This window comes from Sphingomonas sp. PSPC2-2, assembly GCF_049897725.1.
Lineage (GTDB): Bacteria > Pseudomonadota > Alphaproteobacteria > Sphingomonadales > Sphingomonadaceae > Sphingomonas.
Genome location: NZ_JAFCWU010000002.1, coordinates 227,790 through 247,444, shown reverse-complemented (window position 1 = coordinate 247,444; position 19,655 = coordinate 227,790). Strand labels below are relative to the sequence as shown.

Annotated in this window: 18 protein-coding genes; 9 read left to right on the top strand and 9 right to left on the bottom strand. The window is 66.1% G+C overall.

Translation table 11 applies throughout. The annotated features are described in order from the left end of the window. Positions 1 to 53: 53 nt before the first annotated feature. The 3 genes from ACP7BY_RS05415 to ACP7BY_RS05405 all read left to right on the top strand — a co-directional run bounded on the left by ACP7BY_RS05415 (position 54) and on the right by ACP7BY_RS05405 (position 4,009). Positions 54 to 851: a hypothetical protein gene (locus ACP7BY_RS05415; protein WP_126848737.1), complete on the top strand. Its 798-nt coding sequence runs from the start codon at positions 54 to 56 to the stop codon at positions 849 to 851. A gap of 93 nt (positions 852 to 944) precedes the next feature. Next, positions 945 to 1,418, top strand: coding sequence for a DUF2141 domain-containing protein (locus ACP7BY_RS05410; protein WP_033967074.1), 474 nt, complete (start codon positions 945 to 947; stop codon positions 1,416 to 1,418). After that, complete coding sequence (locus ACP7BY_RS05405) at positions 1,415 to 4,009, top strand: MMPL family transporter (RefSeq protein ID WP_137902649.1); 2,595 nt, start codon at positions 1,415 to 1,417, stop codon at positions 4,007 to 4,009. Before ACP7BY_RS05410 ends, ACP7BY_RS05405 begins: the two co-directional genes overlap by 4 nt. On the opposite strand, the gene ACP7BY_RS05400 is transcribed toward ACP7BY_RS05405, so the two are convergent. Next, positions 4,006 to 5,001, bottom strand: coding sequence for an MlaA family lipoprotein (locus tag ACP7BY_RS05400; RefSeq protein WP_137902650.1), 996 nt, complete (start codon positions 4,999 to 5,001; stop codon positions 4,006 to 4,008). The genes ACP7BY_RS05405 and ACP7BY_RS05400 overlap by 4 nt on opposite strands. Before the next feature lie 5 nt (positions 5,002 to 5,006). Beyond that, a complete protein-coding gene (locus ACP7BY_RS05395; protein WP_033965811.1) occupies positions 5,007 to 5,612 on the bottom strand; it encodes an ABC transporter substrate-binding protein in 606 nt (201 codons plus the stop codon). Between the two features lie 282 nt (positions 5,613 to 5,894). On the opposite strand from ACP7BY_RS05395, the gene ispH reads away from it, so the two are divergent. Together ispH and hpnH are read left to right on the top strand one after the other, a co-directional pair. Further along, entirely contained in the window at positions 5,895 to 6,854 is a 960-nt protein-coding gene (gene ispH / locus ACP7BY_RS05390) for a 4-hydroxy-3-methylbut-2-enyl diphosphate reductase (protein WP_033965810.1), read from the top strand. An 8-nt stretch (positions 6,855 to 6,862) separates the two neighbouring features. After that, on the top strand, positions 6,863 to 8,008 hold the full coding sequence (hpnH, locus tag ACP7BY_RS05385; RefSeq protein ID WP_033965809.1) for an adenosyl-hopene transferase HpnH: 1,146 nt from the start codon (positions 6,863 to 6,865) through the stop codon (positions 8,006 to 8,008). On the opposite strand, the gene ACP7BY_RS05380 is transcribed toward hpnH, so the two are convergent. The 7 genes from ACP7BY_RS05380 to hpnA are packed head-to-tail and all read right to left on the bottom strand — an operon-like array spanning position 7,931 to position 15,848. Next, entirely contained in the window at positions 7,931 to 8,698 is a 768-nt protein-coding gene (locus tag ACP7BY_RS05380; protein WP_137902651.1) for a phosphorylase, read from the bottom strand. The genes hpnH and ACP7BY_RS05380 overlap by 78 nt on opposite strands. After that, the gene (shc, locus tag ACP7BY_RS05375; RefSeq protein WP_137902652.1) at positions 8,695 to 10,644 is read right to left on the bottom strand and encodes a squalene--hopene cyclase; all 1,950 of its coding nucleotides are present in this window, start codon (positions 10,642 to 10,644) and stop codon (positions 8,695 to 8,697) included. Before shc ends, ACP7BY_RS05380 begins: the two co-directional genes overlap by 4 nt. A 9-nt stretch (positions 10,645 to 10,653) precedes the next feature. Then, positions 10,654 to 11,874 (bottom strand): hydroxysqualene dehydroxylase HpnE, encoded by a 1,221-nt coding sequence (gene hpnE / locus ACP7BY_RS05370; protein WP_249340826.1) that lies wholly within the window; start codon positions 11,872 to 11,874, stop codon positions 10,654 to 10,656. A 44-nt stretch (positions 11,875 to 11,918) separates the two neighbouring features. Then, complete coding sequence (gene hpnD, locus ACP7BY_RS05365; RefSeq protein ID WP_033966982.1) at positions 11,919 to 12,758, bottom strand: presqualene diphosphate synthase HpnD; 840 nt, start codon at positions 12,756 to 12,758, stop codon at positions 11,919 to 11,921. After that, positions 12,755 to 13,606 (bottom strand): squalene synthase HpnC, encoded by an 852-nt coding sequence (hpnC, locus tag ACP7BY_RS05360; RefSeq protein ID WP_033966981.1) that lies wholly within the window; start codon positions 13,604 to 13,606, stop codon positions 12,755 to 12,757. Before hpnC ends, hpnD begins: the two co-directional genes overlap by 4 nt. Beyond that, on the bottom strand, positions 13,603 to 14,880 hold the full coding sequence (locus tag ACP7BY_RS05355) for a glycosyltransferase (protein ID WP_137902653.1): 1,278 nt from the start codon (positions 14,878 to 14,880) through the stop codon (positions 13,603 to 13,605). Before ACP7BY_RS05355 ends, hpnC begins: the two co-directional genes overlap by 4 nt. Beyond that, complete coding sequence (gene hpnA / locus ACP7BY_RS05350) at positions 14,850 to 15,848, bottom strand: hopanoid-associated sugar epimerase (protein ID WP_137902654.1); 999 nt, start codon at positions 15,846 to 15,848, stop codon at positions 14,850 to 14,852. The genes ACP7BY_RS05355 and hpnA overlap by 31 nt, the downstream gene beginning before the upstream one ends. Positions 15,849 to 16,007: 159 nt before the next feature. On the opposite strand from hpnA, the gene hpnI reads away from it, so the two are divergent. From hpnI to hpnK, 4 genes are read left to right on the top strand one after another with little or no spacing between them, the layout of a single operon-like run. Continuing rightward, positions 16,008 to 17,174: a bacteriohopanetetrol glucosamine biosynthesis glycosyltransferase HpnI gene (hpnI, locus tag ACP7BY_RS05345; protein ID WP_033966014.1), complete on the top strand. Its 1,167-nt coding sequence runs from the start codon at positions 16,008 to 16,010 to the stop codon at positions 17,172 to 17,174. Further along, the gene (gene hpnJ / locus ACP7BY_RS05340) at positions 17,171 to 18,616 is read left to right on the top strand and encodes a hopanoid biosynthesis associated radical SAM protein HpnJ (protein ID WP_137902655.1); all 1,446 of its coding nucleotides are present in this window, start codon (positions 17,171 to 17,173) and stop codon (positions 18,614 to 18,616) included. Before hpnI ends, hpnJ begins: the two co-directional genes overlap by 4 nt. Before the next feature lie 9 nt (positions 18,617 to 18,625). Then, complete coding sequence (locus ACP7BY_RS05335) at positions 18,626 to 18,823, top strand: hypothetical protein (protein ID WP_033966010.1); 198 nt, start codon at positions 18,626 to 18,628, stop codon at positions 18,821 to 18,823. Then, positions 18,820 to 19,644, top strand: a complete 825-nt coding sequence (hpnK, locus tag ACP7BY_RS05330) for a hopanoid biosynthesis-associated protein HpnK (protein WP_137902656.1) — start codon at positions 18,820 to 18,822, stop codon at positions 19,642 to 19,644. Before ACP7BY_RS05335 ends, hpnK begins: the two co-directional genes overlap by 4 nt. Positions 19,645 to 19,655 lie beyond the last annotated feature (11 nt).

Below are 19,655 nucleotides of genomic sequence, written 5' to 3'. Positions count from 1 at the left end.
GCGGATCGCATCCGCCACCCTGACAACGGTCTAGGGTCGGGGGATACGCAGACATGGCGACTATCGCAGCAGCATCGGACCGTCGCATGTCGATTGGCCGGGTTTTCAACCGCGCTTTCGCAACAATCGGTGCCAATCCGCTGACAATGTTCGGCATTTCGTTCCTGTTCGGAGCGTTGCCGAGCGTTATCCTCAAGGCTCTCCTGCAAAGCCCACGGGCGACACAGACGCTGCCGTTCGACTCCACCACGCTCCTGCTGACGGCGGGCGTGGCGCTGTTGACACTGGCTTTCAACTTTCTGGCGCAAGGCGCGCTGGTCCGGGCGACGGTCGCCTATAGCGACGGGCAGCCCGTCAGCTTCGCCGAATCCGCGCTTGCCGGATTGCGCAAAATCCTGCCGCTCTTTGGGTTGGCGATCTTGCTCGGGCTGATCGTGATCTTCGGGTTGGCCTTGCTGATTGTGCCGGGCGTCATCCTTTACGTGATACTGTCGGTCGCCACCCCCGCCTTGGTCGAAGAAAATTCGGGCATTTTCGGCGCATTCGGACGCAGCGCGGCACTGACCAAGGGTGCGCGCTGGAACATCTTCGCGCTCGAGCTGGTCGTGCTGGTGATCTACTGGATCATTTCGGCGGTGGTCGGCGTGCTCTTCCTCGCGCTGATCGGCTTCCAGAACTTGGCCAATGCCGCGCAGGGCCAGGGCCTGTCGATCGGGCTTATTGCCGTCAGCGCAGTATCGTCCACGCTGGTGATCACGATCATCTCGACGATCCAGACCTCGCTCTATGTCGAACTGCGCAACTGGAAAGACGGCCCGGCGGCGGAAGCGCTGACCGATATCTTCGGCTAAGGCGCTTCAGCGCGCGTTCACCGTGAATCGGCTTAGCAAGCGGCGTTGGCCGGTGGTTCCAATCCGGCCCTGATCTGGTCTAAGGGCCCCGCCATGAATCGCTTCCTCTCCGCCCTGCATCAGCTTTGGTCGCGGCTTGCGCTGTTTCCGCTCGCCATGCTCGCGCTCGGTGCCAGCGCGCCCAGCGGCGTGCTGCATGTCGCGGTCGACAATGTCCGCGCCCGCACCGGGCGCGTGCATGTTGATCTGTGCACCCAGGCGCAGTTTCTGAAGGATTGCCCGACCTCGGCCGATGCCCCCGCTCGGATCGGGCAGACGACGGTGACGCTGACCGGCCTGAAGCCCGGCCGCTATGCCGCGCAGGTGTTTTACGACCAGAATGGCAATGGCAAGATCGACCGCGCGCTGTTCGGCATTCCCAAGGAAGGCGTCGGCTTTTCCAACGATGCCAAGATCCGCCTGGCCCCACCGAAATGGGAGGAAGCGGTGTTCGACTATGACGGGCAGGAACAGACGATCCGCCTGAAATTGCGCTATTTCACAGGCCCGGACGCGCCCAAGCAGTGATTGCGCACCGCATCCAGCAACTCGTCGCGCTTGGCGTTAAGCGGCCGTTCGCGGTGCTTGCGGTGTGCCTCGCGCTGGTCGCAGGCGCGGCGCTCTATGCCGCCAGCCATTTCGCGATGACGACCGACACCGCGGCGCTGATCTCCCCCAAGATCGCGTGGCGGCAGAATGAGAAAGCGGTCGAGACCGCCTTTCCGCAACTGTCCGACGTGCTGCTGGTAATCGTCGATGGCAAAACGCCCGAACTGGCCGAAGCCGCCACCGCGAAATTGTCCGCCGCGCTCGCCGAAGACACCCGCCATTTCCGCACGGTGCAGCGCCCCGATGGCGGCGCGTTCTTCGATCGCGAGGGGCTGCTGTTCGGCTCGACCGCGTCGGTAAAAGCGTCCACCAAGGCCTTGATCGACGCGCAGCCCTTGCTCGGTCCGCTCGCTGGCGATCCGTCGTTGCGCGGCATTGCCGGCGCGTTCTCGACGATGCTGACCGGCGTCACCAACGGCGATGTGCCGCTATCGCGGATCGACCGCCCGATGCGGACGATGGCGGCTGCGCTGGAAACTTCGGCGGTAGGCAAACCCGCTTATTTCTCGTGGCAGCAGCTCTTTGCCGAGCCCGGCGCGGGGGCCGCGCCGCCGCTGCGCCGGCTGATCCTCGCGCAGCCCAAGCTCGATTATGGCGCGCTCCAGCCCGGCGAGGACGCCGTTGCCGCGATCCAGGCGCAGGCGGCGAAGCTCGGTCTCGACCAGGCGCATGGGGTGACCGTGCGCACCACCGGCGAAGTGCCGCTGGCCGACGAGGAATTCGCCACGCTCGAGGAGAATATCGGCTTTGTCGGGCTGGTGATGGCCGCCGCGATGCTGGTGACTTTGTGGTTCGCCACCCGGTCGGTGAAGATCGTCGCAGGAATCGTGGTAACGATCGTCGCCGGGCTGGTGGTGACGACCGCGCTTGGCCTGCTCGCGGTCGGGGCACTCAACCTCATCTCCGTCGCCTTCATTCCGCTGTTCGTCGGGCTTGGCGTCGATTTCGGCATCCAGATCGCGGTGCGCTTCAATGCCGAACGCCTCGACGGAGCCGATACGGGTTCCGCGCTGCAACGCGCGGCGGTGGCACTCAGCGCACCGCTGGCGCTGGCGGCGGGGGCGGTGTTCCTCGGCTTCGGCGCGTTCCTGCCAACCGATTATATCGGCATTGCCGAACTCGGCATCATTGCCGGGCTCGGGATGGTCGTCGCGCTGGTCGCCAGCGTCACGCTGCTGCCGGCGATGCTGATGCTGCTCAAGCCGGGGGTGCCACGCCGCGAGGTCGGCTTTGCCGAGGCCGCCCCGGTCGATCGCTGGCTGCATAGCCACCGCAAGACGGTGCTGTGGGCGTTCGGCCTGTCGATGGCGGGCAGCATCGCCTTGCTCCCCTTCGTCCAGTTCGACTTCAACCCGCTGCACTTGCGCGCCAAGGACGGCCCGGCGATGCGCGCGCTGAGCGATCTGATGCGCGACCCGTTGCGCACGCCTAATACGATCAACCTGCTCGCGCCCAATGCTGATGCCGCCAAGGCGTTGACGGAGAAGCTGGGGGCCCTTCCCGAAGTGGCAGAAGCGGTATCGGTCGACAGCTTCGTTCCCGCCGACCAGGAGGTGAAGCTCGCTTTGGTGCAGGATGCCTCGCTGCTGCTCGATGCGACGATCAATCCGTTCGACGTGACCCCGCCGCCCAGCGATGCCGACTCCGCCGCCGCGCTGGCGCGTACCGCCGCCGAATTGCGCGCGACCGCGACCAGCCACCCTGGCCCCGCCGCCGATAGCGCGCGCCGCCTTGCCACCGCCTTCTCGCGCCTCGCAAGCGGCACGCCGCAAGACCGCGCCCGCGCGACGGCGTTGCTGGTCACCCCGCTCGACTCGATGCTGGGCCAGATTCGCGCGACGTTGCAGGCCGAAGCGGTGACGCGCGCCACGCTGCCGCCGGAGATTGCCGGAAACTGGATCGCCAAGGATGGCCGCGCATTGGTGCAGGTCTTCCCGAAGGGCGACAGCAACAACAACGCGGTGTTGCGCCGCTTCACCAAGGCGGTGCGCGCCGTCGCGCCCGATGCCAGCGGATTGCCCGTGGCAACGCAGGAAGCGGCGGGAACAGTCGCCTGGGCATTCGTCGAGGCGGGTGTGCTCGCGCTCGCCCTGGTCAGCGGTCTGCTCTTCCTGGTGCTGCGCGACGTTAAGGAGGTGGCGTTTACGCTCGCCCCCGTCGTCCTCTCGGGCTTCCTGACGCTCGGCAGTTGCGTGCTGATCGGGCAGCCGATCAACTTCGCCAACATCATCGCCTTCCCCTTGCTGTTCGGGGTCGGCGTCGCCTTCCACATCTATTTCGTGATGGCGTGGCGCGGTGGCGCGACCGATTTGCTGCAATCCAGCCTCGCCCGCGCAGTGCTGTTCAGCGCGCTGGCAACGGGCAGCGCGTTCGGCAGCCTGTGGCTGTCGCACCATCCGGGCACGGCAAGCATGGGCAAGATCCTGATGATCTCGCTCGCCTGGACCCTGGTGTGCGCGTTAATCTTCGAACCGGCCCTGCTCGGGCCGCCGCGCCCGAAAAAGGGTTAGGGCGCGGGGCTTGGCTGTGCGGGAGCGCTGGGTGCCGCCGACTTTTCGTCGGCGGGCGGAGCCGGGTCGGCTGGGAGGTCGTCGGTAGCAGGCTTGGCCGGCCCAGCGGATGCGGATGCAGCGGGCACCGCCTCCGTCGCGCCGGGATCGTTCAAGGGATCGTCGAGCGGGCTGCTCGTTTGCTTGGTGCCGTGGCGCAGTTCCGCGATGGTCGCCGCGCGGTCCTGCAAAAAGGCCGACCGCAAGGTCGCATAGGGGTCCACCGCCGCGCCCAACAGCGCCTTCAACTCCGCATCGGATTCTGCGCGCAAATCTATCCCGGTGAGCCCGGCTTGGGCCGCCTGATATTCGGCACGATCGAACGGCGTGCCGACGGTGAGGGGCAGCACGGATCCCTCGCCGACCCCGGCCCCGAAGTCGCGCAGCGTATTGGGGCCGACCAGCGGCAGGAAGATATAGGGCCCCGGCCCCACCCCATATCGACCCAGCGTGTTGCCGAAGCTGTTGTCATGATGCGGCAGGTTGAAATCGGACGTCTTGGCGACGTCCAGCAACCCGCCAATCCCGATGGTGGAATTGACCCCGAAACGGGCCAGCGTCCTGATCGCGCGTTTGGGCTTCAACTGCAGCAGGTCGTTGGCGAAAACGAGCGGCTCGCCGACGTTGGAAAAGACATGGCGGATGCCGGTGCGCACCACCTTGGGCACAATCTTTTTATACGCCATCGAGACCGGACGCAGGAAGATCCGGTCCAGAAACTGATGGATCGAGAACATCACACGATTGAAGCCTTCGAGCGAATCGCCCTTGGCATGGTGATGATGACGCACGGACGCCTGCCCGGCGGTGACGGGGGCAAGCGCCACGACGGGCGGCGTCGCCTGCCCCACCGCCGCCACCGGCGCGGGTGCCGACTGCGGTGCAGCCGTGACGGGCGCGGCCAGCAGCGCGATCGCCACCGCCAGCGCGCTGGTCGTCGATCGAATCGTCACCCGGCTTAGCGCCCGCCTTTGGCGGCCAAGTCGTCGAGATGCGCGATCAGGGCCTTGGCACCGCCTTTGGCGAAAACACTCGCGAAATCGGCGCGCCGCGTCGCCAACTGGCTGATCGCATTCTTGTAATAGACATCCACGATCTTCCACTTGCCGCCGCTCTGTCGCAAGCGATAGCCGATCGGGACCGCGTCCCCCTTCGGCGCGGAAAGCGTCGTCCGTACCAGCTTGTCTGTGCCCCGCGTCTCGACGCGGGGGTCGATGCTGAAACTCTCACCGCCATAGGTGCTGAAGTTCGAGGCATATTGGGCAACCGTCATGCGGCGCATCGCCGAAACCAGCGTGGCCTGGTCGCCCGGGGCCACCTTTACCCAATCGGGCCCCACCGACAGCCGCGTGATCAGGCCGATGTCGAAGGTCTGGTCGACGACCGGGCCGATCCGCGCGATTCGGCCTTGCGTGCCGAGCGCGCTGCCGCCCTTCATGATCGTCAGCAATCCATCGTTCAGGGTCTGGACGGGGGCCCGCGCCGGATCGGTGGCTTGCGCGGCAAGCGGAACCGCGCTGCACAATGCCACCATCGGCACGACGTATCGCAGGGAGAAAATCATCGAAAGCTCCTATTGGGACATTTGGCGATGACCCAGGTAGTTGGTCTGGCCGTTATCACCGCAACGGCCCTAGCACAAACCGCTGTAGCGCCGATGAACGCTTTAGGCGCTATCGGGTGCCCGGCCGGGAAACCACCCACCCGAAGATATAGGTTTTCCTGCTTTCTTTATGCTGCGACGCGGCTAGAATAAGCGGCCGGGAGGCATACATGACGGATCCGTGTGCGTGCCCTCCGGCCCCGCGCCCGGTTTTCGGCATTTGAGCGGACGGAAGGACAGTTTTTGCAAGTAATTTTGGCCAACCCGCGCGGTTTCTGCGCAGGCGTCGTACGCGCGATCGAGATCGTCGAGCGCGCGATCGACCGCTACGGCGCGCCGGTCTACGTCCGCCACGAAATCGTCCATAACCGCCACGTCGTGGACACGCTGCGCGCAAAAGGCGCGGTGTTCGTTGAAGAACTGTCAGACGTGCCCGAGGGCGCGATGACGGTGTTCAGCGCGCACGGCGTCGCCCGTACCGTCGAGGAAGAGGCCAAGGCGCGCAAGCTGCCGGTGTTCGACGCGACGTGTCCGCTGGTGACCAAGGTGCATTTGCAGGGTCGGCGTTATGCCAAGGCCGGGCGGACGCTGGTGATGATCGGGCATGAAGGCCATGCCGAAGTGATCGGCACGCGCGGGCAAGTCGATGCGCCCGTCCATCTCGTTTCGACCGAGGCCGATGTCGCTGCGCTCGACATCCCCGAGGATGCCGAGATCGCCTATATCACCCAGACGACGCTGAGCGTGGACGACACCAAGAATGTGATCGCCGCGCTGGCGAAGCGCTTTACCAACCTGATCGGGCCCGACGTTTCCGAAATCTGCTACGCAACGCAGAACCGCCAGAGCGCGGTGCGCGATCTGTGCAAGGTGGCCGATCTGCTGCTGGTGGTAGGCTCCGAAAACAGCTCCAACTCCAGCCGTCTGCGCGATCTCGGGCAGGATGAGGGCTTGCCGAGCTATCTCGTCGCCGATGGCAGCGCGATCGATCCGGCGTGGTTCGCGGGCGTCGAGCGCGTTGGCCTCACTGCAGGCGCATCCGCGCCGGACGAGCTGGTCGACAGCGTGATCGCGGCGCTGCGCAAACTTGGTCCGGTCGAGGTGACACAGCTGGCAGGCGTCGAGGAATCGCTCGAATTCGGTCTGCCGCGTGAGTTGCGCGACCCGCCTGCAACTTCCCAACAGCGCGTTTTGAGCGCATAGGAACCCCCATGAGCCTTCCCTTAGCCCCGCTTGCGCGCATTGGCGCCTACACCCTGAAAAACCACATCAAGGGCGGTAAATATCCGCTCGTGCTGATGCTCGAGCCGCTGCTGCGCTGCAATCTGGCGTGCCCGGGCTGCGGCAAGATCGATTATCCCGATGCGATCCTCAACCAGCGCCTGTCCTATGACCAGTGCATGGACGCGATCGACGAATGCGGCGCGCCCGCCGTCTCGATCGCGGGCGGCGAGCCGTTGCTCCACCGCGACATGCCCAAGATCGTCCAGGGCTATATCGCCAAGAAGAAGTTCGTCATCCTGTGCACCAACGCGCTGCTGATGAAGAAGAAGATCGACGACTATAAGCCGTCGCCATACTTCACCTGGTCGATCCATCTCGATGGCGACAAGGGCATGCACGACCATGCGGTCGACCAGGCCGGCACCTATGAAGTCGCGATCGAAGCGATCGAAATGGCCAAAGCCAAGGGCTTCCGCGTCCAGGTCAATTGCACCGTGTTCGACGGGGCGGACCCGACCCGCCTGGCTGCGTTCTTCGACGAGATGCAGAAGCGTGGCGTCGAGATCACCATCTCGCCCGGCTATTCGTACGAGCGCGCCGCCGATCAGGAGCATTTCCTGACGCGCGAGCGCACCAAGAACTTCTTCCGTGATGTGTTCCGGAAAGGTGATGGCGGCAAGGCGTGGACCTTCACCAACTCGCCCTTGTTCCTCGATTTCCTCGCAGGCAACCAGACCTATGAATGCACGCCGTGGTCGATGCCGCTGCGCACCGTCTTCGGCTGGCAGAAGCCATGCTATCTGGTCGGCGAAGGCTATGTCGACACCTTTGCCGAGCTGATGGAAGGCACCGACTGGGATCAATATGGCGTCGGCAAATATGAAAAGTGCTCGAACTGCATGGTGCATTGCGGGTTCGAGGGCACGGCGGCGAGCGACTCGATCCGCCATCCGCTGAAGATGTTCGCGATCGGCCGCAACGGCGTGCGCACCGAAGGTCCGATGGCCCCCGATATCGACCTGTCCAACGCCCGCAAGGCGAGCGACGTCCACTCGCTACACGTCGAGCGTGAACTCGCGAAGATCAAGGCCGCCGATCCCGAGGGCTTCAAGCGCACCCAGCGCGCGGCGTAGCGCACTGAACGCTGCCCCCGCCTCCCGCCCGGTGCGGATCAGCGCGGGGAGTTGCGCCGGGTTGCGCGCGAGCGAGGCAAGGATCGCGCCGAGCGCGACGCCGCCATCGGGTTTCATGCCGACCAGAGCGGCGGGGGGCAGCGCGTGATCGGCGCTGTCCGAGATCGTGCGCAGAATCGCGAACGGGAGGTTGTGGCGCGCGGCGACGCGGGCGGCGATGTGCGATTCCATGTCGACCGCGATCGCGCCAGTGTGTGCATGGAGCGCGGCTTTTTCGGTTGCGGAGGCGATGATCTGGTCCGCGCCGACCACGGTGCCGGGGTGAGCATTGGGGAGCGCTGCTGCCAGCCACTCGACCAATCCACCACCCCGGCGAAGGCCGGGGCCTAGTCGCGAAGGTGGCTGTGGCGACGGACAGCGCTCGATACGCTCTGACGCTGCAACTGGGCCCCGGCCTTCGCCGGGGCGGTGGGAGATATGGAGATCGCCGACCACCACATCCCCTGCCCGCAAGGCTGGATCTAGCGCGCCCGCGACACCGCACGACAGCACCGCGGAAACGCCGCCCGCCGCGGCTTCCAGTTCCCGCTCCAGCCGCGCCGCATCGCCGCCGCCCGCCACCACGACCAAGCCCGGCCGCGCGATGATCGCCGCCTCGCGCGTCAGCCCGCAGGCGACGAGGATCGTCACATTCCGAACGCCGGACGCGGATCGTTCGAGCGCTTCAGATTGCGATAGCGCGCCACCGCCCAGAGCGGGAAATAGGCCGGATAACCGTGATAGCGCAGGTAGAAGACGCGCGGAAAACCGCCGCCGGTATATTTCTCCTGCCCCCACAGCCCATCGGCGGCCTGGGTCGCGATCAGATGGCGGATGCCGCGTTCGACCGCGGGATGATCGACCTTGCCTGCTGCCATCAGCGCAAGCAGCGCCCAGCCGGTTTGCGAGGCGGTCGAGGGTGCCGGGGTATAGCCCTTGTAATCGAGCGCATAGCTCTCGCAATCCTCACCCCAGCCGCCGTCGAGATTCTGGATGTGGATCAGCCAGTCGGCGCCCTTGCGCACCATCGGATGCTTCGCATCGAGCCCGACGGCGTTCAGAGCGCACAGTACCGACCAGGTGCCGTAAATGTAATTCACCCCCCAGCGCCCGAACCAGCTGCCATCGGGCATCTGTTCCTTCTCCAGGAAGGCCAGCGCCGCCTTCATCCGGGGCGTATCGGTCTCGCCCAATTGCGCCAGCATCGACACCACGCGCGCGGTGACGTCGCTGGTGGGTGGGTCGAGCAACGCGCCATGATCGGCAAAGGGGATGTTGTTGAGATAATGATAGCTGTTGTCGGCATCGAACGCGCCCCAGCCGCCATCCTTGCTTTGCAGCCCGACGGTCCATTCGACCCCGCGCGCGATCGATTCGTCATAGACGGCAGGCGCGCGGTCCTTGGCGCGGTCCATCGCCATCACCACCACGGCGGTATCGTCGAGATCGGGGTAATGCGCGTTATTATATTGGAAGGCCCAACCGCCGGGGCGGACATCGGGCTTTTCGTCGGCCCAGTCGCCCTTCACGTCGAGCACTTGCAGCGGCTTCAGCCACGCCAGCCCCGCCGCCGCGCGCGCCTCGGCCTCCTCGCCGCCCACTTCCAGCATCGCGTGCGAGGCGAGCGCGGTATCCCAGACGGGCGAGACGCACGGCTGGCAATAAGCCTCGTCGTCCTTGACCACGAGCAACTTCTCGACCGATTCGCGCGCCAGCGCCCGCGCAGGATGATCCTCCGGATAGCCCAGGCAATCGAACATCATCACGCTGTTGGCCATCGCCGGATAGATCGCGCCCAGCCCGTCCACGCCATTCAACCGCTCGGTCACGAAGGTGACGCAGGCGTCGATCGCGCGCTGGCGCGTGCCCTTGGGCCAGAGCGGCTCGACGCCCTTCAGCACGACGTCGAGGCCATTGAAGAAGGTCGTCCACGCCTGCTTGGTCCCCGCCGCCTTGCTGACCAGCTTGGCGCGCTTGGTCGTGTAAAGTTCGTCGACCAGCACGCCCGAGGGATTGCGCGCCACCGGCTTTTTGGCTGCCAGCACCAGCAGCGGCACGATCACCGTGCGCGCCCAATAGGACATTTTGGAGAGATGCACCGGGAACCAGCGCGGCAGCAGGATCAGCTCGACCGGCAGCGTCGGCACCGCGCTCCACGGCCCCGCGCCGAACAGCGCCAACTGGATGCGCGTGAAGACGTTGGCAGCCGCCGCCCCGCCCGCTTTGTGGATCGCCGTGCGCGCTTGCACCATGTGTGGCGCATCGATCGAATCGCCGATCATCTTGAGCGCGAAATAGGCCTTTACGCTGGCGCTCACATCGAAGGCACCGCCATGGAACAGGCCCCAGCCATGATGCGTCGGCGACTGTATGCGGCGCAGGTACACGCCGATCTTGCGCTCGATCTCCGCATCGCGCGGTTCGCCCAGATAGTGGCGGAGCAGCACATATTCGGCCGGAATGGTGGCATCGGCCTCCAGCTCGAACACCCAATGCCCGTCCGCATTCTGCAACCCGCCCAGCGCCGCCGCCGCCTTGCTCGCGGTAGCGTCGGCTTCGTCCAGGAGGGCGCTGCGGTCTATCGTATCGATGCTCATGCCCGCGCCTTAGCCGAGTCGGGCACCCCGCGCCAAGCGGGCAGCAGTCTCGCCCGATCGCAGTGCCCCTTCGATCGTCGCGGGCAGCCCGGTTTGCGTCCAGTCTCCCGCCAGAAACAGGTTGCGCCAGCGCGTGGCGGCGGGCGGACGCTTGGCGTCCTGTTCGGGCGTCGCGGCGAAAGTGGCGCGCTTTTCCTTGACGATCTGCCATGGTGGCAGCGTCGGCGGAAGACCGTGAATCGCGGCGATATCCGCCCAGAAGGTCGCGGCGAGGTCTGCGCGGTCGGTATCGACCAGATGGTCCGCCGCACTGACCGTTACCGAGATGCGATCCTCAAACGAGAAGATCCATTCCGCCGTGCCGCCAATGACGCCGATCATCGGCGCGACGCCCGCCGGCGGGGTGTAGGCAAAGTGCGCGTTGACGATCGCGCGGAAATCATCGGGCACGGTGAGGTCGGGCACCAGCGCCGCAGCAACCCACGGCGGCACCGCCAGGATAATGCTCTCGTCCGCTGCGACCGCCTCTTCGCCGCTCCCGAAATCGAGTGCGACGACGCGATCCTCGGCAAAGCGCAAGGCCCGCAGCCGCCGCCCGAGCGTCAGGGTGGTGCCCTGCCGCTCCAGCCACGACACCGCCGGATCGACGAACGCCGCCGCCAGCGTCGGCTCGGCGATGCGCGGCCGCATCGCGCGCCCGCCTTTGCCGAGCGTCTCGCGGATCACGGCGGCGGCGAGGCGCGCCGATCCGCTGGCGACCGCGGTGTTGAGCACGGCGAGCAGCACGGGCTCGATCAATTTGTCCCACACCGCACCACGCGGATCGATCCGGTCGCCCACCGTCTGCCCCGGCGCGCCAGTCAACAGCCCCGCCAGCCGCAGATAATCGCCCGCGCGCGTACCGGGCACCCGGCGGCCATCGCGGAAGATCCACCAGGGCAGCGGCCCATCATTGAAGCGCACCGCCCAGCGCGCACCGCTGCGCCGGTCGACGAAGGGGAAATCGGCGTGGAGCGGCCCGCTCAGCCGATCACTCGCGCCGATCGTCGCGAGATAGTCGGCCACCGCGCGATTGCCCGACAGCACCAGATGGTTGCCATTGTCGATCGTTCGCCCAAGCTGCGGATCGTGATAGCTGCGGCAACGCCCGCCGGCTTGCGCCGCGCCATCGACCAGCTCCGCGCGGTGCCCGGCGCGCGCGAGATCGACGGCGGCAGCAAGCCCCGCCATCCCGGCCCCGACGATCCGGACCCGACCGATAGAACCCTCGCGCTTCAACGGAACAGGCTGAGCCGCAACACGGTGAACAGCAATGCGGCCTTGTTGACCTTGATCCGCTCGCGCGGTGGTGCCCAGCCCATCGCCTCCATCCGCACCAGGATGGGCGCGTACACCGCAGCCATCAAGCGGGGTGCCAACAAATGCCCACGCGGCCGCTTAGCCAAAATCGCCTCGGCGGCCTTAAAATGCTCATGCGCGCGCGCTGCCAGCACGCGCGCCGCGGCATCCACGCGCACATCGCCGACGACGGAAAAAGGGTCGCCCAACGGGATACCCGCCGCCTGCAACGGCTCCAGCGGCAGATAGACGCGTCCGATCGCGGCATCTTCATCGACGTCGCGCAGGATGTTGGTGAATTGCAGCGCCAAGCCTAGATGGTGCGCCAGCGCGATGCCGGTCTCCTCCTCCATGCCGAAGATCTTGACCGACAACCGCCCCACCGCCGAAGCGACGCGGTCGCAATAGAGATCGAGCTCGGCCATGGGCGGGAAGCGGACATCCTCGGCGACATCCATCGCCATGCCGTCGATCACCGCCAGGAAATCGGCCTTGTCGAGCGCGAAGCGGCGCACCGCCTCCGCCACCAGCGCCGCTTGCCCCGCATCGCCACCGGCATAGAGCGATTCGATATCGGCGCGCCACGCCTCCAGCGCCGCCGCACGCACCGGGCGATCGCCAATCTCGTCATCGGCAATGTCGTCGACCGCGCGGCAAAAGGCATAGACGGCGTACATCGCCTCGCGCTGCGCCTTCGGCAGCACGCGCATCCCGGCATAGAACGAACTGCGCGAGACTTGCGCCTGAAGTTGGGCGGGTGTCGCCTTGGGATTCATGAGCGTCCCTTAACCACTTGCCGTGCCGCCGCCAACGTTGCGAGCCCAAGCGCCTCGGGCGCGCGGTGGTGGACCCGTTCGGACAGCGGATCGCGGACTTTCAAACGCGCGGTCAGGCTGGCGGCGAGGCGGTGGATGATCGCCACCTCTATTCCCAACCGACGATCGCGAATCGCGGCGGCAAAGCCTGCCGACTGCGCGAGCAATACCCCAGATCGCGCGGCCAGATCGCGGATCACCGCGCGCAATGCCGGGGTCGCGGTCGTCGCACCCAAATCCTCCACCGTTGCGCCATGGGCTGCCATCACGTCCGCAGGAAGATACACCCGTCCGATCGCGCGGTAATCCTTGCCGCAATCCTGCGTGTGGTTGATGACTTGCAGCGCGGCGCACAACGCATCCGACGCCGCCCAGGTCGCGTGGTCCTCGCCATGCACGTCCAGCACATAGCGGCCGACCGGCATCGCCGAGTAGCGGCAGTAGTCGAGCAACGCCGCCCAATTGGCATAGCGATCGACCGTGCAATCGCGCTCGAACGCCACCAGCAGGTCGAGCGCGTGCTGCGGGCTCAGCCCATGCGATTCCATCGTTGCGCGCAATGCGACCGAATGCGCATCGCTATCCTCGGTGCCGAGAATCGTCGCGCGCATCGCGGCGAGGAGTGTCAGCTTCTCGTCGGCGGAGGCGGCGGCATTGTCGGCCACATCGTCGGCCGCGCGCGCGAAATGGTAGAAGGCCATCACTGGCGCGCGATGCTCGCGCTTCAACAGCACCGAGGCGACGGGAAAATTCTCGTCCTTATGCCCCTTGCCCGAGGCAAGCGCGGTGGCGGTGGTCGCGGTGCTCATGCCGACAGATCCGCCTGAACGCGGCCCTTCCACAAGCCCCCGCGTCCGCGCCCGTGCTGCCACGCCGACAGCAGCGTGCAGCCTGCATAAAAGGTTGCGATCAACGGCAAGGCAGGTCCCCAAAGTGGCGAACGACGGTAAAATTGCAGCATCGGCTGGAACAGCAGCGCCATGATAGCCCAGGCCGCCAGCGCTGCATAATGCGCCGCGCCCCGCGCGAAAATCGCCAGCACCGGCGGCGCGAGATAGGTCAGCGCGAGCCCGAGCGTGGTGCCCGCCAGCAGCCACGGCGAATAGCGAAGCTGGGCGTAGGCAGAACGCGAGATCATCGCCGCGACCGAGCCCCAAGTGTCGTAACGCCGGATGCTGACGGCGCGATCGGTCAGGCCGAGCCACACCGCCCCCTGCTGCTTCATCAAGGCCCCGAACGCGCAATCGTCGATCAAGGCGGAACGCACCGCCGCAATCCCGCCTGCCGCTGCCAGCGCGCGGCGCTGCACCAGCATCACCCCGCCCGCAGCGGCACCGAGGCCGCGCCCGCGCCGGTTCACCGTGGCGAAGGGGTAGAGCATCTGGAAAAACCACACGAACGCCGGGATCAGCGCACGCTCGGCCAGGCTCTCGCAGCGCAATCGCGCCATCAACGAGACCAGCACGCGGTCATCCGCCACCGCGCGCGTGACCAGGCTGCGCACGCTGTCCGGCGCGTGGGCGATGTCGGCGTCGGTCAGCAGCAGATAGTCGGGCGCGTCGCCCGCAGCGGCGATGCCTTGCGAGACGGCCCACAATTTCCCCGTCCAGCCCGCTGCGAGCGGCGCGCCGGTGACGACCTGCAACCGCTCCGACCCGACCGTGCGGGCGATCTCTGCGGTACCGTCGCTGCTCGAATCGTCGACGAGGATGATGCGGAAGTCGCCGGGATAATCCTGCGCGGCGAGACTGGCGATCGACTCGGCGATCACCTCGGCTTCGTCACGCGCGGGCACGACGGCGACGACGGTGGGCCATGCCCTCTCTTCTACTCCCCTCCCTGGAAGGGAGGGGTTGGGGGTGGGTTGGCCCGTGGAGAGCGCGACGCCTGCCTTAGGCCGACCCACCCCCGGCCCCTCCCTTTCAGGGAGGGGAGGAAGGTCCGGGAGGGGAGGAACACGATCATCCCGCTCCCGCGTCAGCCAGAAGCCGTCACGACCGAGCGCCAGCCCGATCCAGATCAGCAGGGATAACGTGGCAATCCCGAGCGCGATCACGCGAGCATCCCCGCTTGCCGGAACCATGCGACCGCATCCTCCAGCGCCGCACGATAGGGCCGCGCGTGGTACCCGAGTTCGGCCTCCGCCTTCGCACTCGAATAATACATGTCGTGTGCGGCCATGCGCAGCGCGTCCAGCGTCAGGAACGGCTCCTTGCCCGTCACCCGCGCGATCTGTTCATTCACCCAGGCCAGCGGAAAAAGCGGCGCTCTCGGGATTTGCACCGTCGGTGCCTTGCGCCCGACGATCGCCGCGACGTCCGCCAGCATCTGGCGCAGCGAGACGTCCTGCCCGCCCAGCACATAACGCTCGCCGATCCGCCCGCGCGTCATCGCCGCGATATGGCCCTCGGCCACGTCATCGACATGGACGAGGTTGAGCCCGCTCTCGACGAACGCGGGCATTCGGCCCGAGGCGGCCTCGACGATAATTCGGCCGGTCGGCGTCGGTCGCGCATCGCGCGGGCCGATCGGGGTCGAGGGATTGACGATCACCGCAGGCAACCCCTGCTGCGCGACCATCGCCTCGACCAGTCGCTCTGCCACCACCTTGCTGCGCTTATAGGCACCGACGGCCTGTTCGGGCGTCGCCGGGCGCGTTTCGTCGGACGGTTTGCCGTGGTCGGGCCGCAGCGTCGCCACGCTGCTGGTATAGACGATTCGTTCGACCCCGGCGGCCAGCGCCGCTTCCATCACCGTGCGCGTGCTGGCGAGGTTGTTGCGGACAATCTCCTCGGGGTCGGGGGCCCAGATCCGGTAGTCGGCAGCGACGTGATAGAGGTGCGCCACACCCGCCATCGCCCGCGCCATCGCAGCGGCATCGCGCGCGTCGCCCTCGACCAGTTCGCCCGGAAAATCGGTGAGATTGGTGCGCGCGCTGCTCGCCCGCGCCAACCCGCGCACGTGCGCGCCGTCCGCCGCCAGCCGCCGCGCGACGGCCGAGCCGACAAATCCGGAGACGCCGGTAACAAGTATGATGGGTCGATCGGTCAAGCAGCCTCCAGTGGCGGTGGCTTTAGTGCGAAGGCGCGCAAGAGCAAATACCACGGGCCACCGCACACGCAGAAAGGGCCGATCCGGCGCAAACATGACAGCTTTTTCATATCGGTGTGCCTATACCGGTCACCCGCGCGGCGTTACGAGGGAGGCATCGTGACCCACATTCTGCAGAATATCGGTACGGCGCTAGGCTGGCTGGCGATCGTGCTGGCGATGTTCGGCATCGTCTATTCGCTGGCCGCAGCGTTCGTATTCCGGCGCTTTTTCGCCGCCGCCAGATCGGCCCCTGCCCGCACCGAAGCCGTCACCCTGCTCAAGCCGCTCTACGGGGCCGAACCCCGCCTGCTGGACAATCTCGCCACCTTCCTGACCCAGGACCATGCCGGACCGCTGCAATTGGTGTGCGGTGTGCAGCGCGCAGACGATCCGGCGATCGCTGTGGTCGAGGCGCTGAAAGCCGCCTATCCGCACGCCGATATCGATCTGGTCATTGACGCGACGATGCACGGTGCCAGCGGCAAGCTGTCCAACCTCATCAACATGGACCGCGCCGCGCGCCATCCCATCGTGATTCTGAGCGACAGCGACATCGCGGTCGCGCCCGACTATATCGCGCAACTGCTCGCCACGCTCGACGATCCTGCGGTGGGCGCGGTGACCTGCATTTATTCGGGGCGCGGCGATGCCGGTTTCTGGTCGCGCATGGTCGCCGCCGGCGTGACGTATCAATTCATGCTGGGGGTCGCCTTCGGGGTGTCGAATCGTCTGGCCGCGCCGTGCATGGGATCGACCATCGCGCTCACGCGCGAGACGCTCGACCGGATCGGCGGCTTCGAACGCTTCGCCGACGTGCTGGCCGACGATTATGCCATCGGCGAGGGCGTGCGGGCGCTGGGCCTGCGTGTGGCGGTGCCGCCGATTCTGGTCACGCACGCCTGCGACGAAACCAGCCTGACGCAACTGTGGCGACATGAACTGCGCTGGGGAGCAACGGTGCGCGACGTCGCTTTCGGTCCCTATGTCGGCATCGTGATCGGCTTGCCCTTCCCCACTGCCTTGCTGGCTGCGCTTTATGCGCCACAGTTCGGGCTTTCGCTCGCACTTGCAGCAGTAATTGCGCGGTTGGTGGTTGTGCGCAACGTCGATGCGGCAGTAGGGGGGCAGATCGCACCGCTGTGGATGGCGCTGCTGCACGATGTCCTTGCCTTTGCGGTGTATATCGCGAGCTTCTTCGTGCGGTCGGTTGATTGGCGCGGTGCAACACTTAAAATGAAGACGGACGGCCGCATTGTTTCGGCCTCCACGGAGCAACGAGCATGATGCGGACCCTTTTCCTCCAGGCACCCTCTTTCGATGGGTATGACGGCGGTGCCGGGGCGCGCTACCAGATGAAGCGCGAGGTCAAATCCTTCTGGTATCCGACGTGGATCGCCCAGCCGGCGGCGATGATCGAGGGATCGAAGCTGATCGACGCGCCCGCGCATGATCAGTCGTGGGACGATATCGCGCACGAGTTCGACGACCGCGATCTGGTCATTCTCCACACCTCGACGCCGAGCTTCAACCAGGACATCCGCACCGCGCGGCTGATCAAGGAGCGCAACCCGAAGATCATCGTCGCCTTTGTCGGTGCCAAGGTGATGATCGAGGACAAGGCCAGCCTGGAGGCGTGCGAGGCGATCGACCTCGTCTGCCGCGAGGAATATGATTTCACTTGCGTCGAACTGGCCGAGGGCCGCCCCTTTGCCGAAATCGACGGCATCACGTGGCGCGCGCCCGACGGCACGATCGTGCGCAACAAGGACCGCGCGCAGATCGAGGACATGGACGTTCTCCCCATGGTCTCGCCCATCTACAAGCGCGATCTCGACACGTCGAAATATTATGGCGGCTATCAGCGCCACCCGTACGTCAGCTTCTACACCGGGCGCGGCTGCAAGAGCCGCTGCACCTTCTGCCTTTGGCCGCAAACGATCAGCGGGCACCGCTATCGCCACCGCAGCGTTCCCAAAGTGATCGAGGAAGTGAAATATATCCTCGCGGAAATGCCCGAGGTGAACGAGATCTTCTTCGACGACGATACGCTCGCCGATGCGCACGATTTCGTCGTCGAGCTGTCGGGTGAGCTGCGCAAGCTCGGCTTCGGCACGCCGGGTTTCCGCGTCACCTGGGGCTGCAACGCCAAGGCGAACGTGCCGCAGCCGGTGCTAAAGGCGATGAAGGAAGGCGGCTGTCGCGTGCTGCTCGTCGGCTATGAAAGTGGCAATCAGCAGATTTTGCACAACATCAAGAAGGGGCTGCGCACCGATGTCGCGCGGCAGTTCACCAAGGATGCGCACGCGCTCGGCCTGACCATCCACGGCACCTTCATCCTCGGCCTGCCCGGCGAGACGCTGGAGACGATCGAGGAGACGATCAACTACGCCAAGGAAATCAACCCGCACACGATCCAGGTGTCGTTGGCGGCACCGTATCCGGGCACCTTCCTGTACAAGCAGGCGACCGAAAATGGCTGGTTCGACAGCTCGCACGATCTGCTGACCGATGGCGGCAACCAGATCGCGCAACTCAGCTATCCACATCTCTCCTCGGCGGTGATTTTCGAGAAGGTGGAGGAGTTCTACAAGCGCTTCTATTTCCGCCCGTCGAAGATCTGGGAAATCGTCCGCGAGATGCTGACCGACTGGGACATGATGAAGCGCCGCCTGCGCGAAGGCGTCGAGTTCTTCGACTTCCTGCGTCGCCGCAAGGAAGCTGCATAAGGCACGGCCATGACCACGCTTGCCGGAATGACCGTGAATGAGCGGATCGCCGCGACCGGTCGCGAAGAAGCCTGGGATGCGGCCGTGCGGGCCGGCGACCGCGACGCGATGATCGCGCTGCTGCGCCGAGTCGCCGTCGCCAGCCCCGGCAATGTTGCGGACGCGGTGTTGGCCGACCCCGAATTTTACGGGTTTCCCCGGCGGTGAAGACCGCGATCATCACCGCCGATGATTTCGGCGTGTCGGTCGAGGTCAATCGCGCGGTCGAACAAGCGCACCGCGAGGGCGTGCTGACCGTCACCAGCCTGATGGTGACCGGCGATGCCGCCGCCGATGCGGTGGAGCGCGCGCACGCGACGCCGACGCTTGGCGTCGGGCTGCACGTCGCGCTGGCCGAAACCCCGCCCGCGCTTCCACCGTCGCAAATCCCGGATCTGGTCGACGAGCGCGGGCAGTTCCGCATCGAATCGCTCCCGGTCGCGTTGGCGCTGCTGGCCAGGGCATCGGTGCGCCGCCAGTTGGAGGCCGAGATCGAGGCGCAGTTCGCGCTGTTCGAGGACACCGGACTGCCGCTCGACCATGTCAATTCGCACAAGCACATGCATCTGCACCCGGTGATCGGGGCGACGCTGCTGAAGGTCGGGCTGCGCCACGGGATGAAGGCGCTGCGCGCGCCGATCGAGGAGCGCGCATCGCTGGCAGCCTTCGAGCCAGTGACTGGGCTCGACATCGCCAAGCCATTCGCGCGCCATATCCAGCGCTCGGGCCGTGCTGCCGGGATGAAGGTGCCCGACCGCACCTTTGGCCTCGCCTGGTCGGGCGCGATGCACGCGGCGCGGTTGCGCGGCATATTGGAGAACCTGCCAGAGGGCGTGAACGAGATCTATCTGCATCCGGCCACCGGAACCTACCCCTTGGCCGCGCCAAGCTATCAATATGAAGCGGAATTGGCCGCGTTGCTGGATCCGCAAGCCCGTTCGATCGTTACGCGTAACGATATCAGATTGGCGCGCTTCGCCGATCTCTAGCGGGAGAAAGG